This is a genomic window from Paenibacillus terricola (genome assembly GCF_014779765.1).
GTDB classification, from domain to species: domain Bacteria; phylum Bacillota; class Bacilli; order Paenibacillales; family Paenibacillaceae; genus Paenibacillus_T; species Paenibacillus_T terricola.
Genome location: NZ_JACXZA010000002.1, coordinates 913,094 through 928,259, shown reverse-complemented (window position 1 = coordinate 928,259; position 15,166 = coordinate 913,094). Strand labels below are relative to the sequence as shown.

Below are 15,166 nucleotides of genomic sequence, written 5' to 3'. Positions count from 1 at the left end.
TATCGGTTTGCGACTATGCTGTTCCTACTTATTGTGCAGGCAATTGTGCAGTTGTCAATATATTTAATTGCTAACAAGGTCTTCCTCCTTCTGACGAATCGAATAAGGCGCATCGATTGAATTCATAAATGACCCTATCAAACAATCCTATACCGGGATTTATTTACTGACCAAATATGCGATGATAGGTTCTGTTAAGTTTAAATACGACTATCCTGATGTGAATTAATGTAATTGAGGGGCTTTCGTAAACATGGAGGAGGTTGGTCATGAGCAAGCAGCATATCTTGCAGTGGATTGAGGAGAATCAAGCAAGCTTCGACCAATTGGCTGATCAAATATGGGCGCAGCCAGAAGTCGCATATGAAGAACATTTCGCATCCGATGCGCAAACTCGTGTCTTGGAGAAGGCAGGTTTCCGTATATCAAGACACGTAGGCGGAATTCCGACCGCATTCATCGCAGAGTACGGCAGCGGCACGCCGATCATTGGACTTATTGGCGAATTCGACGCCTTGCCCGGACTGTCTCAACATGTCAGTACCGAGCCAGACCCCGTTGTGAATAATGGTCCAGGTCATGGCTGTGGACATAATTTGCTTGGGACGGCAGGCGTGGAGGCAGCCATTGCAATAGCTGAGCGGCTGCTCGTTGAGGGACTTGAGGGAACGATCCGCTATTATGGCTGTCCGGCTGAGGAAGTATTGTCGGGCAAGACGTTTATGGCAAGAGATGGTGTATTTCATGACCTTGATGCGGCTTTGACATGGCATCCTGGATCATCCAATCTCGCTGTATCTGCTGGCACTTCTGCACTTACCTCGGTCGAAATCCACTTTCATGGTCGTACGGCTCACGCAGGCGCGGCACCTCATCTGGGCAGGAGCGCTTTGGATGCCGTAGAGCTAATGAATGTAGGCGCGAATTATTTGCGGGAGCATGTGCCTGATGGATCGCGCATCCACTACACGATACCTAATGGAGGCGTCGCACCTAATATTGTGCCGGACTACGCAAGCGCGTGGTATTTCCTGCGGGGCGCAAACCGCGAACATGTGGATGGTCTGCTCGAACGTTTGCTCAACATTGCGCGTGGTGCGGCGCTAATGACGGATACGAGTGTATCGTGGAACATCAAAGCAGGCGCCTATGATGTCAAACCGAATGAAACGCTTAATGATTTGCTCGTTCAGCAGGCGGAGGTAGCAGGACCGATCCATTTTACGGTGGAGGATCGCAAATGGGCAGCCCAGCTTACCGAAACGCTGGATCCAGCCGCTCTACGTCAAACTAAGCAGCAAAAGGAACGGCTAGGACTTGGCGGGGAAGGGCCGCTCCCTACCGGCTTCGCCCGCTGGAAGCCAATTGGCGTTACGCTGGGAGGTTCAACGGATCTCGGTGATGTATCCTGGATCACGCCAGTAGGGACCATAACGACAACCTGCGCGCCTGTAGGGATACAAGTTCACACCTGGCAGGCGACGGCGTCCTTCGGTTCCTCCATTGGCCGGACCGGGATGCAGTATGCAGCCAAGCTGTTAGCGCTTGCTGCGTATGAGCTGTTCACAACAGGCGAAGAAACCTTGAAGCGAGCGAAGGAAGAGTTTCGGTATGCAACACGTGATCTCACCTATGTACCTGCGATACCAGCGGATGTTCAGCCGCCGATTAATCAACCCGAGCCTATCGGGGCGAACCAATGACAGAGCCGCTGCTTAAGATTGAACGTCTTTCGGTCGGTTTCCGTACAGACGGCGGGGAATTGAAAGCAGTCGATGACTTGTCGCTTACGGTGTATGAAGGGGAGACCGTCTGTATTGTTGGTGAATCAGGAAGCGGTAAGAGCGTCACTTCTCAATCGATTCTTAAACTGCTTGGAAGGAACGGCATTATTCAGCAAGGCGAGATTCGTTATAAGGGTCACAACCTGCTCGGCACATCTGAGCAGGAGCTTCGTCGAATGAGAGGCAAAGATATTTCGATGATTGCGCAAGAGCCGATGACGGCGCTGAATCCTGTATTCACGATAGGGAATCAGTTGTTGGAAGCGATCAAGCTGCATTCGAAGCGGAGAAGGCGTGAGGCTCGCGAATATGCCGTTGAATTGCTTCGACGCGTAGGGATCCCGCGACCAGAATCCATCATGAACGATTACCCGCATGCATTGTCAGGCGGCATGAGGCAGCGTGTTGTCATTGCAATGGCAATCGCAAGCAAGCCCCCGCTGTTGATTGCCGACGAACCGACAACTGCATTGGATGTAACGGTGCAGGCGCAAATCTTGCAATTGCTGAAGAAGCTGCAAAAGGACAGCGGTACGTCCATACTGCTCATTACGCATGACCTAGGCGTAGTGGCAGAGATGGCGGATCGGGTCGTCGTTATGTATGCAGGCCAGATCGTTGAGCAGGCTGATGTTGATGCGCTGTTCAATCGGCCGCTGCATCCTTATACACAGGGACTGATGAAAGCCATGCCGACCATACATACGCAAACGGATGAGGGTGAAGATCGGCTGATTTCCATTCCCGGAAACGTTCCGATGTTGAATCATTTGCCGCAAGGCTGTCGGTTCCACCCGCGATGTCCTTATTCGCAGCCTATTTGCCGGCAAGCGGAGCCTCCGCTTGCAGCAGGAAATGACAAACATCTTGTCCGCTGTTGGCTTACAATTCCGACAGAGACGATTCAGCAGGCAGCAGGAGGGATAGCCATATGACGCATACTACCTCGAATATCAATCAGCTTCATCCTGTACATGCAAGTAAGCCGATCATGCGACTTGATCATGTGAGTACGTATTATCCGATCCGAAGAGGTATTCTCAATCGGACGAAGGATTATATTCGAGCCGTCGATAGCGTGACATTGAATATTTATCCCGGAGAAACACTGGGGCTTGTCGGTGAATCAGGCTGCGGCAAATCGACAATCGGCAGAACGATGCTGCGCCTTGAAGAAACGCATGAAGGGCGAATCTGGTTCGAAGATGAAGAGATTACAAGATTATCAGATCGTCGAATGAAGCCGCTGAGAACTCAAATGCAGTTCATATTTCAAGATCCGCAAGCTTCGTTAAATCCTCGTCAACGAGTAGGAGATCTGTTGGCGGAACCCATGCACGCACACAGGTTGATTGAGAAAGGCGCAATTGCCGAAGAAGTCGATCGGCTGCTGGAGTTGGTTGGGCTGCCGCGTTCAAGCAAGGAGCGTTTTCCGCACGAATTCTCAGGAGGGCAGCGGCAGCGGATCGGCATTGCGCGTGCCTTGTCGGTTAAGCCGAGACTTATCGTTTGCGATGAACCAGTATCCGCGCTCGATGTATCCATTCAAGCGCAGATTCTGAACCTGCTGCAAGATTTGCAGAAGGAGTTAGGCTTAACGTATGTGTTTATTGCACACGGGCTTGGCGCGGTTCGTTATATTAGCTCGCGAATTGCAGTGATGTATCTTGGCCGAATCGTCGAGCTTGCGGATAAGAACAGCCTCTTCGACGCACCGAGGCATCCGTACACGCAGCTGCTTCTGCAAGCGAATCCAGTCCACCATCCGCAATTACGGTCAAGACCCAAAACAATCCTTGAAGGCGAAGCGCCGAATCCTGCGAATCCGCCCCAAGGCTGTCGGTTTCATCCCCGATGCCCATACGCTCAGGCAAGGTGTCGCAAGGAGGAGCCTCAGCTTGATGGAGGGGCGCATGCGGCTGCATGCCACTATCCGCTTTGGTAGAACAGCATTACTAGAAAGGAGGATGAGGGAGGCGCATGCTGCCCTATTTAATAAGACGTCTGGTCATCTCGGTCCCCGTTCTTCTCGGCATCTCGATCATTAGCTTCGTCATTATGAAGCTGGCGCCCGGCAACCCTGTCGATATGCTGATCGATCCGAATACACCGCCAGAATTGCTTCAAGCGAAGAAAGAGATGCTTGGGTTGAACAGCCCATTCGCTGTGCAGTATTGGCGTTGGTTATCCGGTCTGCTGCATGGCCAACTGGGTTATTCATTCAGCTCCTACGCGCCAGTCGCCCATATCATCGGTGAACGTATTGGACCTACCATCCTGCTAGCATTTACTGCATTGCTCACAGGACTGTTGATTTCAATACCGTTAGGAATCGCAAGTGCGATCCGACATAATACGGCTTTTGATCATACAATGACGGGGTTCGCGTTCGTTGGCCTTTCCATTCCGCCGTTCTTCCTTGGTTTAGGTCTCATCTATCTATTTACGTTAAAAGTGCACTGGCTGCCGACAGGCGGAATGAGTACGTTAGGCGAAGCTGGCGGTTTCGGTGACACCATACGGCATCTCATCCTGCCCGCAGCTGTTCTAGCTGTTGGTATTGTCGGGAAAAAAATACGTTACATACGCGCCAGTATGCTGGATGTACTCGGTCAAGAGTATTTGCGGACAGCTAGAGCAAAGGGTGTAAGAGAGTCGTTCGTCATCTACAAGCACGCATTCCGCAATGCGCTGCTTCCGATACTGACCGTATTCGGAACAGAAATTCCTGTTCTGCTCGGTGGCAGCATTCTTGTCGAACAGATATTCCAGTGGCCAGGCATAGGACAATTAACGATGCAGTCGATATTGTCGCGGGACTACCCGACCTTAATGGCGCTTAATCTCGTCGCTGCAATTGTGGTCATGATTTCGAATCTTTTAACAGACATTCTGTATTCCATAGCCGATCCACGAATCCAGTACAGATGAGGATGGTGCTGCATGCAAACAAGTGAACTGGAGCTGCGTCATTCAGCTGTTGGACAGACCGAACGATCAGATATTGCGTATAACCAAGCGATTAACGAGCCCGAGATTCGTCCGCCGGCAAGTTATTTTCGACAGGTAGCCGGCCGTTTCGCTAAGCACCGGCTTGCTCTATTCGGATTAGCGGTCACCGTCCTGCTGGTGTTGACGGGCATACTGGCGCCGCTGCTTACGCCGCATTCGCCTAATGCCGTTACTGCTGCATTCTCCGCCGCACCGTCTAGCGATCACTGGTTAGGAACGGATCAAGTTGGCAGAGATGTATTAAGCCGTCTCATCGCAGCTTCGCGCGTCTCGATCGTCGTCGGCTTCTCGACGGTTGGGCTGTATGTCGTGTTCGGCACGATGGTTGGCATGATATCTGCGTATGTAGGCGGTTGGCTGGATATGATCGTTATGCGAGTGACCGATATGTTCATGGCGTTCCCGTTTCTCATGGTCATTCTAGTCGTCGTAAGTGCAATTGGCGCAAGTCTGAACACCATTATTATCGTATTAGCGCTGTTCTCTTGGCCGGCTGTTGCCCGCCTAGTCAGAAGCAGTGTCCTCTCACTGAAGCAGCTTGACTATATTAAAGCGGGCCGATCGCTTGGTTACAGCGCACCGCGTATATGGTTCCGCCATCTGATGCCGAACGCGATCGGTCCTATTATCGTCAATGCCACTTTCGGTGTGGCAAGCGCCATTATGAGTGAGGCGGGACTCAGCTTCCTTGGCATGGGCGTTCAGCCGCCAACCGCGAGTTGGGGCAATATGCTCAGCGATGCTCAATCGCTGACCGTATTGACCGATCAGCCATGGCTGTGGGTGCCGGCAGGAACGATGCTGCTCATTACCGTGCTTGCCATCAACTTCGTTGGCGATGGACTGCGCGATGCGCTTGATCCTAAGAGTTGACACAAGAAATCTCATATTCAACAAATTACGCAAACCAAGGAGGATTCCCAATGAAATTATCGATACGATTATTCAGCTTTACATTGATTGCTGCACTTCTCGTGCTCCTCGCTGCATGCGGCAGCGATAACGACAAAACGGAAAGCAAGGACCAGACGATAACGAGCACCGATACTTCGAAGACAGTGGACAAAGCATCTACGCAAGCGGATGCACCTAAGGAAACAACTGCCCAAGTGAAAGACAAGATCGTAACAATCGGTATCGTTAACTCCCCGCCGACGCTGAATCAGATTAATGATCAAGGCGATTCTGCTTCCAAGACGGTATTGGCGCTGATCAACGATGCGCTGCTTGATATTAATACGTCATTCGAATTTCTGCCTAAGTTGGCTGATTCCGTTGAGACGTCCGACAATCACACTTATGTTGTAAAGCTCAATTCGAATGCGAAGTGGAATGACGGACAGCCGTTCACAACAGCCGACGTCAAGTTCACGCTCCTTACCGCTCTGAATCCCAAGGTTGAGAGCTCGTTCCGATTAAACTTCATCGAAGGGACGAACGATGCCGGCAAGCTGGAGGAGGGCCAGTCCGAGCTGACGGGTTTGAAGATTGTCGACGAGCATACGTTCGAAGTGAAGACGAAGACGGCAATCGACCCGAACATCTTCAAGGAAACGTTCGCGACGAAGGTGTATTTCATTCCAGAGCATATTCTGAAAGACGTAGCGCCGGACCAGCTGGCGACGAATGCATATTTTCAAAAGCCGGAAGTGACGATCGGAGCATTCAAGTTCGCTGATTTTAAGAAGGATCAATATACGGAGGTCGTACGCAACGACAACTACTATCGCCCAGTCGCGAAGCTGGACAAAATTTACGTCAAAGTACTCCCTGCGACGAATCTGATTGCCCAACTGCAGACAGGGGATATCCAGATGAACTCGCTGCCTGTCGGCCTTATTCCGATTACTGATTATGAGAAGGTTAAGGCGCTTACGAACGTAACGGTCGATTCGAGCGGTCCATCCGAGCCCGCAGAGCTCTTCTTTAATAACAAAACAATTAATAACGTTAAAGTTCGTCAAGCGATCGCCTATGCAATAAACCGTCAACTTATTGTCGACCAGCTGTTCAAAGGGCAGGCCGATGTCATCGATGGCAGTGTTCCGAGCGACAATCCTTACTATAACAAGGATATTAAGCTGTTCACCTACGACCCCGACAAAGCCAAGGCGCTGCTGAAGGAAGCGGGCTGGGATAGAAGCCAAACCTTGCGCTTCCTTGTGCCAGCCGGGAACAAGATCCGCGAACAAGCATCGGACATTATTGTTCAGAATCTGAAGGATGTCGGCTTCAAAGTGGATATACAGAAATTTGACTTCAGCACGCTCATTCAGAAGGTGGATAAAGCAGAATACGATCTGACGATCTTCAACCGCGACTACTATATCGAACCAAGCAACTATTTCTCGTTGTTCAAGAGCGACAATGCGAACAACTTTATTTTCTATAACAATCCGAAAGCAGATGAGCTGATCGCCCAAGGATCAACTGAAGCTGATCCATCCAAACGTCACGACATCTACAATGAATTGCAGCAAATTCTGCATGACGATCTCCCGACGCTAAGCATCTATTCGGAGAAACGTCTGCAGGCCGTATCCAATCTAGTAGTTGGCGGCAAACCACTCAATCTAGGCACGTTCAACAATGTGAATGAATGGGATTTGAAAACAAATTAAAGGAGAGATTCCTATGAGTCAAAAACTACTCGTTATTGTTGGTGCAGGTCCAGGCGTAAGTTCGGCGGTTGCACGTAAATTCGGGGCTAACGGCTTCCGTGTCGTGCTCGTCGCCCGTAACCCATTGTCGCTTGAGGTGCTTGCAAGCGAGCTTCGCGATCAAGCTATCGATGTATATACAGCAGTGGGGGATGCATCGAAGCCCGAATCGATTGCAGAGGCGTTCCAGAATATCCGCGAGCAATATGGAACGCCGGATGTGCTGTTGTATAACGCCGCGTACATCTCAAGTACGACGATTTCGGCTCTAGATGAGCAGCAGCTTATTGAGGAATTCAAAGTAAATGTTGTTGGCGCATTATCCAGTGTCAAAGAAGTCATTCCGGCTTTCCGGGCTCGGAAGGAAGGAACCATTCTTATTACTGGCGGTGGCTTCGCGCTCTCGCCAAGCCCGACATATGCCTCTTTATCGATCGGCAAAGCCGGCGTACGGTCGTTGGCGCTGTCGCTCGCACAGGAACTGCAGCCAGACAACATCTATGTCGGCACGGTTACGATCGGCGGTTATGTAGCGAAGGGTACTGCCTATGATCCGGATGCTATTGCGGAGAAATATTGGGAATTGCACGAACGCCGTGATCAAGCGGAATTCGTATACGCATAATGCGGCGCAAACCAAGAAGCTGCATCATGGAGTAAGGAGTTGAGCTTGTGGAACAGTGGAAGCGGAACTTGTACATTCTATGGATCGGTCTATTCCTCAATCATATGTCTTACACACTATCCGTTCCGTTCTTCCCCTTGTTCCTGCAGCAAGATCTAGGGATTAAGAACGGACTGGAGGCATGGGCGGGCGTATCTATCTCCATCAGCTTCCTCATAAGCGGATTATGCGCGCCATTCTGGGGATCGCTCGCGGACCGCTATGGAAGTAAACTCATGTTATTTCGTTCGGGCGTCGGTCTCGGCTTAGCGCATCTGGCCAACTTCTTCGTCTACGATCCGTTCACGTTCATTATGGTTCGCGTATTCCAAGGGCTGATGGCGGGCTTCAGCCCGGCATCCATCACTTTCGTTGGGACGAATACTCCAGAGAAGCATGTCGGCTACGCACTTGGTGTGATATCCACATCAACTGCAGCGGGGAGCATCATTGGGCCGTTAGTCGGCGGTGTGTTATCGCAGTGGGTAGGGCTAAGGGGCTGTTTCATCGCTTCCGCTATTATTACATTAATCTCGGCAGTCATCGTACTCGGCGTGAAAGAAGCACACCGCAGAAGGTCAACAGAACGAACAAGCGTTATCCAGGATGTGAAAAGAGCTGCGACGAACCCGAGGTTGCTTCGGATTTATGGATTGATTATGCTCGTATCGACTTCGGTGCTTATCCTCGAACCTTTGATTACGATTTATGTTGTACAGCTAGGCGGCAACGCTACCAGCGCGACGCTCAGCTCGGGCATTGTTTTCTCGGCCGTAGGCGCTGCAACCGTGCTGATGGGTCCGCGCTGGGGTAGGATCGGCGGCCGTATCGGCTACAGCCGAACGTTGTTCATCGGCTTAATTGGAGGCGGGTTAGGCAATCTGTTGCAGATGTTCGTACACAATCTGGTAGGTTTCGGGCTGCTGCGATTTAGCTACGGACTGTTCTTCGCGGCTGTATTTCCAGCCCTCAATGCACTCATCATTCAGCAAGTAGACCGCGACTTTCGCGGCCGAGCTGTTAGTCTGAGCCAGTCCGCCAACCAATTCGGCATCGTAGCCGGCCCGCTGCTTGGCGGTATTCTCGGCGGATGGATCGGCATCCCGTACGTGTTCCTATTAACTGGAGTCGCCTTATTGGCAGCAGCATGGACCGTCAGAGGCGCGCTTAAGTTTAAACCTATTGTTCACGAGCAGCATGCAGCTAGCAGCGATTCTTAGCATTCTGATTGATATATGAAGGAGACTGAAACGATGACTACTACAAGACAGTTGAAACTAGGAGCCAATCTGAACGGAATCGGCAACAGCATTGCATTCTGGCGTCATCCTGAAGTGCCGATTAACGCAAGCGTCAGTCTTGATTTCTATCGCAAGCAGGCGAAGATCGCAGAGCGCGGCAAGTTTGATCTTATCTTTATTGCAGATGGCCTGTACATCAATGAGAAGTCGAATCCGCATTTTCTAAACCGATTCGAACCGCTGACATTGTTATCCGCTCTAGCAGCCGTTACGGAGCATATTGGTCTGGTAGGCACACTGTCGAGCTCCTATAGCGAACCATTCACCGTTGCGCGGCAGTTTGCCTCGATTGACCAGTTGAGTGGCGGTCGCGCAGGCTGGAATGTCGTAACCTCGCCTCTGGAGGGATCAGCGCTTAATTTCGGCAAGGGCGAGCATCCGAAGCATGCGCTGCGTTATGAAATCGCGGAGGAACATGTGGAAGTCGTGAAGGGTTTATGGGATTCGTGGGAAGACGACGCTTTTATCGGCGACAAAATAAACGGTGTTTTCTTCGACCCATCCAAGCTGCATACCCTTCATCATGAGGGCAAACATTTCTCCGTACAAGGCCCGCTTAATGTGGCAAGATCCAGACAAGGATACCCGGTCATCTTTCAGGCCGGATCATCCGAATCTGGCAAGGAGCTTGCCGCGAAGACAGCAGACGCCATCTATTCGGCACCGGAGTCGATCGAAGAAGCGAAGGCATTCTATCAGGATGTGAAAGCGCGGGCAGCGGCATACGGCCGTAATCCGGAGGAACTGCTCATTTTCCCAGGCATCGGGCCGATTGTTGGCGAGACGGCCGAGGAGGCCGAACGTAAATATGAGGAGATTGCAGGACTCGTATCCATTGAGCATGCGCTTAACTATTTGGGACGGTACTTCGAGCATTATGACTTCTCGCAATTCCCGCTGGATGAACCGTTCCCGGAAATCGGAGAGCTGGGCAGCAACAGCTTCCGCAGCACGACGGACAAAATCAAGCAGGAGGCGAGAGAGCAGGGATTAACGCTGCGACAAGTGGCGCTTCGTGCTTCAACGCCTCGAACGGCATTCATCGGCACACCGGAGACTATCGCTGACCTTATTCAACAGTGGTTCGAGGAAGGGGCGGCTGACGGGTTCAACGTACGAACGGTCGTGCCTAACGGATTAGTTGACTTCGTTGATCTTGTTGTTCCGATTCTTCAACAGCGCGGGCTGTACCGTACGGAATATGAAAGTGAAACGCTGCGCGGCAATCTGGGCATATCGGTTCCTCGCAATCGATATGTGTGGAGTGCTTAATATTGACGTAAAGACAGGGGGCGAATTATGCCCCTGCAGACAACGGATTTCCAAAATTATAATGGATAATAATTCCACCACCCAACTCAATCTCGATACGTTCGATAAAACGTTGAAGCAATTCGCGAAGGGCTTCCTCGTCATCAATCTGTAATTCCGCAAACCGCCTGACTTCTTCCCTGAATTTCTGCATAAGCCGCTCATTGGCTTCACCTTGACTCAGAACCGTCTCCAAGATTACCGCTCTTGCTTTCAATATGACTCTTCTTAGATATTTACCTCGTCGAGGTAGTCAAGAAAAATGGGCGACCGAGAGGCTAGACAAAGTGTTCGGTACACGAGAATGGGAGGAGATATATAAGAATAAAGATCGATTATACTTAACTAGCGAACTCTTAAATTTACGCTGTCTTCGTAAATATTGTTGCTTTATAGGCAAAAAATGAACCGCTCCTAAAAAGAAACGGAACCCAAACATGTAGTTATCCATGTACTTGTTTGCGACGCCTTGGAACCTGTCCATCCAGCGTTTTAAGCGGGAATGAAATGCGTTTACCCAAGCTGCCTCAGTCCATTCTATCGATGACATTGTTGAATAGTATCCATTGTGTAATAGTCGGCAGCGAAAGTGGGCCGGGAGAGCTCGTCCAATGGCTCCAGAGTGGGTACAAACTATCCGTGACCAATGCGTAAATGACGGTGTCGCTTTCTTCTTTAAGCAATGGGGCGGAGTCCAGAAGCATCGGACAGGTCGTGAATTAAACGGGCGAACGTAGGATGAATATCCAGTTGCTGCCGAAGAAGTCGGAGTTTAATACCTCTCAAAGAATCCCCTTCTGGGTTAAACACCAAAGGGGATTTCTCTTTGTACATTCCTATGAATACAGGTTTAAACCTAAAAGTTAAAAGGGCCTCGGGTCGTTCCCTCACAAGCAACACAGAACACCCTACATGCCCCTTTCCCATCAATCCATTTAACTTAAGCGAACCTGCCACATCTCATTTTCGAACCATCAATATGACCGTCTCCACATGCCTTATATCCCTATACTGTCATTGGATTGAATTCATTAACTCGTAGAAATATTTAGGTTCATGAGTTTTATTAAGACGATACCAAGCGTCTAATGTTTTGGGAGAAAATACATCTAGCGCTCTTAAAACATGAACTGAAAATTCTAATGGAGCTACTCCTGATGCAGTGATCAATCTCTCATCGGTGACAGCCGATTCCATGTTGTAATATTCATCTCCCGTGTAAGAAGGGCAAACCATTTTAAGGTAGGCCAAGTCATTGCTTGTGTGCCAATGTGAATCCAACAATCCTGCTTGAGCAAGTCCTAAGGTAGCGCCGCAAATTGCTCCAACGACTATCCCTTCCTTTAAACACATCTCGGCCATTTTTAATATGGGTACGTGAACAGCTTCTGTCCATGTATTTCCACCAGGTAAAATCAGTGCATCTACGCTTTTAATGCTGCACTCATCCACTTTGATGTCAGGCATTATTTTCAATCCGCCCATTGTAGTTACTGGAGTCTTTTCTATCCCAACGGTGACTATTTTGGCAGGAGCCAGCCCCTGTCTGAAGTATCTTCCAGAGTTCAGTTCGGCGGCTAAATAACCTATTTCCCAATCGGACATGGTATCAAACACATAAAGATATACGGTATTATTCATTTCTAAGTGCTCCTCATCAAGTTTATTAGGTAACAGCAACCATTCATCTGTAATGAGTGGTTGTCCTTATAATAAAACAACCTCACTGACAACTGCTGTCAGTGAAGCTGTTAAACTTGATAATATTCCATTAACTCTGAAGCAACCGCCACAAGTTTATTCTTTAGATTCTGTGGCTCTATAACTCGAATGGATTTCCCATAAGGAAGAATGATTAACGGAACATGTGTATACAGTGCTTCTTCTTCAAGTAAAAAAATGGCTTGCGTCGAGGTCCGCTCCTGCAAATGATGCTCCAAAAACCAATGTATGAATAGATCATCCAACGCCTCTGCCTTGCCACTAATAATTAAAGAAATTAATCCAGATTTACGTGCTACATCTGGTAACAGATTATTCATAAAAAAAGTACACGCTGAAAATTCATCGGGACGCCTAAATGAGAATGGCGTGCGTGTGATGCTCAGAATTCGTTCTACCCGAAAGCTGCGGATCTCATTCCGCAGGTGGCAGAATGCAATGGTATACCACTTATTGTTCCAATTAACTCCATATACCGATAAACTGTTCTTATATTGATCTCCAACTTTTCCGATATTTGCTTCGCAGTCAATTTCTCTCCCGAATTCAACATCCATAGAATAGTTAGCATATTATTATTTTTTGGCATAACATAACCCTCACCTTTGATTAACACTATAATTAAATTCTAACAAACACTTTAAGTGTTTGCTAATCATCTGTATTCCTTTATTCTGAGCCTAGTAGTGTTGATACGCTCCTGAGTTCCTTATTATGTTGACAATCCAGATATTTCGTCCGTTGATGACAATTCGTTGACTGCGAATGTGTAAGTGGAAGCAGTGGAAACTGCCGAAAACGAAGACAAGAGAGCTAATCTCATTGGGCGTTCCAAAGCATAAAGCATATGAGTGGGGAAACACGAGGAAGAAATACTGGCGAATAGCGCTCAGTCCGATCTTAAGTCGAGCCTTAGGAAACCAATATCGGGTAGCCAACGGATTACAGAGTCTGACTGACCGATACATGCTGTTGCGGAATAGACCATGAACCGCCGTATACCGAACGGTACGTACGGTGGTGTGAGAGGACGGGGGCTAGCCGCCCCCTCCTACTCGATTTAGGAGCGACTTGTCGGCTGTCCGGCTTTGCTGCATAATGTTATCACAATGGAACGAAATGTATTAGAGTGAGTGATTGCGGCATGTTATGGTGAAAGTAAAAACGAATTCACACTGTTATCTTGCAGATTAGGGAGAATCAGATACGATGACCAATACAAAAGCAGGATGGAACTTCGATAACAGTTATACCCGTCTTCCAGAGAGCTTATTTGCTCGGGTTGGCCCAACTGAAGTGGATGATCCCGCACTTGTCATACTGAACGAGCCGCTCGCAGCTTCGCTTGGATTGATTGCAGAGGTGCTGCGCAGCAGCGACAGTACAGCCGTATTCGCAGGCAATGACCTGCCTGAAGGGGCGGATCCGATTGCTGAGGCCTATGGGGGCCATCAATTCGGACATTTCAATCGGCTGGGTGATGGGCGCGCTCTGCTGTTAGGCGAACAAATAACGCCAGATGGAGAGCGGTTCGACATCCAGCTGAAAGGCTCCGGACGTACGCCATACTCCCGCGGCGGAGACGGCAGGGCGGCGATTGGGCCGATGCTGCGCGAATATATCATCAGCGAAGCGATGCATGGACTTGGCATTCCGACGACACGCAGCCTTGCGGTCGTGACGACTGGCGAGGCGGTATATCGCGAGTCGGTGCTGCCAGGCGCCGTGCTGACGCGAATAGCTGCAAGCCATCTGCGTGTTGGTACATTCCAATTCGCAGCGCAATGGTGTACGAATGACGAGCTTCGCGAGCTTGCAGATTATGCGCTGCAGCGGCATTTTTCCAATGTGGATATAGAGGAAGGGGATAATCGCTATCTCGTGTTGTTTCGGAAGGTTGCGGAACGGCAGGCGGCGCTGATTGCGAAGTGGCAGTTAGTCGGCTTCATTCACGGCGTTATGAACACCGATAACATGGCTATCAGCGGCGAGACGATTGATTACGGTCCGTGCGCCTTCATGGATGCGTTCGACCCGGCGACTGTATTCAGCTCAATCGATACACAAGGACGTTACGCATACGGCAACCAGCCGCGCATTGGCGCTTGGAACCTCGCTCGTCTAGCGGAAGCGCTGCTTCCGCTGCTGCATGAAGATGGGGATGAAGCAGTACGCCTCGCAGAGCATGAGCTTCAGCACTATATCGAGCGATACCATCAGCATTGGCTTGGCGGCATGCGGGCGAAGCTGGGGCTGGCGGATACTGAGGAAGAGGACGAAGCGCTAATCCAAGAGCTGCTTGCGATGATGCAGAAGACCAAGGCGGATTTCACGAATACGTTTATCGCGCTAACCTTCGATCGTTTCGAGGGGCATACGCTTGCTTCTCATGAGGACTTCTCTGATTGGCATGACCGCTGGCTGGTGCGCAGAGGTCGGCAGGCAGCAACGCTGGAGGAAGCGCATCAATTGATGCGGAGGAGCAATCCTGCTGTTATTGCAAGGAACCATCGCGTAGAAGAAGCGCTGAACGCGGCTGTTAAGCATGGGGATTACACGGTGATGGAGAAACTGCTGAAAGTGCTTGTTCATCCGTATGCTCACACGGAGGAACAAGCTGAATATGCTGTTCTGCCCGAGCAGCAGAATTGTAATTATCGGACATTCTGTGGGACATAACTATGCAATGAGAGGAAGTCCGGTAAATGGGCC

General features: G+C 49.9%; 13 protein-coding genes and 2 pseudogenes. 12 read left to right on the top strand and 3 right to left on the bottom strand.

Annotated features, from left to right (window positions below):
* The first annotated feature begins 269 nt into the window (after window positions 1–269).
* Genes H8B09_RS11610 through H8B09_RS11570 form a run of 9 tightly spaced genes read left to right on the top strand, consistent with a single transcriptional unit; the run spans window position 270 to window position 10,693 of the window.
* Complete coding sequence (locus H8B09_RS11610) at window positions 270–1,703, top strand: amidohydrolase (RefSeq protein ID WP_191203641.1); 1,434 nt, start codon at window positions 270–272, stop codon at window positions 1,701–1,703.
* On the top strand, window positions 1,700–2,719 hold the full coding sequence (locus H8B09_RS11605; protein ID WP_191203640.1) for an ABC transporter ATP-binding protein: 1,020 nt from the start codon (window positions 1,700–1,702) through the stop codon (window positions 2,717–2,719). Before H8B09_RS11610 ends, H8B09_RS11605 begins: the two co-directional genes overlap by 4 nt.
* Window positions 2,716–3,729: an ABC transporter ATP-binding protein gene (locus tag H8B09_RS11600; protein WP_318152589.1), complete on the top strand. Its 1,014-nt coding sequence runs from the start codon at window positions 2,716–2,718 to the stop codon at window positions 3,727–3,729. Before H8B09_RS11605 ends, H8B09_RS11600 begins: the two co-directional genes overlap by 4 nt.
* A 35-nt stretch (window positions 3,730–3,764) precedes the next feature.
* Complete coding sequence (locus H8B09_RS11595; RefSeq protein ID WP_191203639.1) at window positions 3,765–4,715, top strand: ABC transporter permease; 951 nt, start codon at window positions 3,765–3,767, stop codon at window positions 4,713–4,715.
* Window positions 4,716–4,727: 12 nt separating this feature from the next.
* Complete coding sequence (gene opp4C / locus H8B09_RS11590) at window positions 4,728–5,669, top strand: oligopeptide ABC transporter permease (RefSeq protein ID WP_191203638.1); 942 nt, start codon at window positions 4,728–4,730, stop codon at window positions 5,667–5,669.
* 50 nt (window positions 5,670–5,719) lie between these two features.
* The gene (locus tag H8B09_RS11585) at window positions 5,720–7,417 is read left to right on the top strand and encodes an ABC transporter substrate-binding protein (protein WP_191203637.1); all 1,698 of its coding nucleotides are present in this window, start codon (window positions 5,720–5,722) and stop codon (window positions 7,415–7,417) included.
* Between the two features lie 13 nt (window positions 7,418–7,430).
* Window positions 7,431–8,081 (top strand): SDR family NAD(P)-dependent oxidoreductase, encoded by a 651-nt coding sequence (locus H8B09_RS11580; RefSeq protein ID WP_191203636.1) that lies wholly within the window; start codon window positions 7,431–7,433, stop codon window positions 8,079–8,081.
* A gap of 47 nt (window positions 8,082–8,128) precedes the next feature.
* Complete coding sequence (locus H8B09_RS11575; protein WP_191203635.1) at window positions 8,129–9,340, top strand: MFS transporter; 1,212 nt, start codon at window positions 8,129–8,131, stop codon at window positions 9,338–9,340.
* Window positions 9,341–9,373: 33 nt separating this feature from the next.
* Entirely contained in the window at window positions 9,374–10,693 is a 1,320-nt protein-coding gene (locus tag H8B09_RS11570; RefSeq protein ID WP_191203634.1) for an LLM class flavin-dependent oxidoreductase, read from the top strand.
* A gap of 25 nt (window positions 10,694–10,718) precedes the next feature.
* Here the strand turns inward: H8B09_RS11570 and H8B09_RS11565 are convergent, their stop codons facing one another.
* Window positions 10,719–10,928, bottom strand: coding sequence for a hypothetical protein (locus H8B09_RS11565; RefSeq protein WP_191203633.1), 210 nt, complete (start codon window positions 10,926–10,928; stop codon window positions 10,719–10,721).
* A 415-nt stretch (window positions 10,929–11,343) separates the two neighbouring features.
* Between H8B09_RS11565 and H8B09_RS11560 the strand changes: the two genes are divergently transcribed.
* Entirely contained in the window at window positions 11,344–11,469 is a 126-nt protein-coding gene (locus H8B09_RS11560; protein ID WP_224753475.1) for a DUF5131 family protein, read from the top strand.
* 277 nt (window positions 11,470–11,746) lie between these two features.
* On the opposite strand, the gene H8B09_RS11555 is transcribed toward H8B09_RS11560, so the two are convergent.
* Both H8B09_RS11555 and H8B09_RS11550 read right to left on the bottom strand, forming a co-directional pair.
* The gene (locus tag H8B09_RS11555) at window positions 11,747–12,373 is read right to left on the bottom strand and encodes a type 1 glutamine amidotransferase family protein (RefSeq protein WP_191203632.1); all 627 of its coding nucleotides are present in this window, start codon (window positions 12,371–12,373) and stop codon (window positions 11,747–11,749) included.
* Window positions 12,374–12,483: 110 nt separating this feature from the next.
* A pseudogene (locus tag H8B09_RS11550) lies at window positions 12,484–13,043 on the bottom strand (WYL domain-containing protein).
* A gap of 170 nt (window positions 13,044–13,213) precedes the next feature.
* Here H8B09_RS11550 and H8B09_RS30445 point away from each other — a divergent pair.
* Window positions 13,214–13,444 (top strand): annotated as a pseudogene (locus tag H8B09_RS30445) (group II intron reverse transcriptase/maturase); the annotation flags it as partial.
* 219 nt (window positions 13,445–13,663) lie between these two features.
* On the top strand, window positions 13,664–15,133 hold the full coding sequence (locus H8B09_RS11545; protein ID WP_191203631.1) for a protein adenylyltransferase SelO: 1,470 nt from the start codon (window positions 13,664–13,666) through the stop codon (window positions 15,131–15,133).
* Window positions 15,134–15,166: the final 33 nt, after the last annotated feature.

Bases quoted from the DNA above. Each gene is read 5' to 3' on its own strand.
- H8B09_RS11600 (WP_318152589.1), top strand. From the start codon at position 2,716: ATGACGCATACTACCTCGAATATCAATCAGCTTCATCCTGTACATGCA.
- H8B09_RS11580 (WP_191203636.1), top strand. From the start codon at position 7,431: ATGAGTCAAAAACTACTCGTTATTGTTGGTGCAGGTCCAGGCGTAAGT.
- H8B09_RS11605 (WP_191203640.1), top strand. From the start codon at position 1,700: ATGACAGAGCCGCTGCTTAAGATTGAACGTCTTTCGGTCGGTTTCCGT.
- H8B09_RS11560 (WP_224753475.1), top strand. From the start codon at position 11,344: ATGGCTCCAGAGTGGGTACAAACTATCCGTGACCAATGCGTAAATGAC.
- H8B09_RS11570 (WP_191203634.1), top strand. From the start codon at position 9,374: ATGACTACTACAAGACAGTTGAAACTAGGAGCCAATCTGAACGGAATC.
- opp4C (WP_191203638.1), top strand. From the start codon at position 4,728: ATGCAAACAAGTGAACTGGAGCTGCGTCATTCAGCTGTTGGACAGACC.
- H8B09_RS11610 (WP_191203641.1), top strand. From the start codon at position 270: ATGAGCAAGCAGCATATCTTGCAGTGGATTGAGGAGAATCAAGCAAGC.
- H8B09_RS11555 (WP_191203632.1), bottom strand. From the start codon at position 12,373: ATGAATAATACCGTATATCTTTATGTGTTTGATACCATGTCCGATTGG.
- H8B09_RS11585 (WP_191203637.1), top strand. From the start codon at position 5,720: ATGAAATTATCGATACGATTATTCAGCTTTACATTGATTGCTGCACTT.
- H8B09_RS11545 (WP_191203631.1), top strand. From the start codon at position 13,664: ATGACCAATACAAAAGCAGGATGGAACTTCGATAACAGTTATACCCGT.
- H8B09_RS11595 (WP_191203639.1), top strand. From the start codon at position 3,765: ATGCTGCCCTATTTAATAAGACGTCTGGTCATCTCGGTCCCCGTTCTT.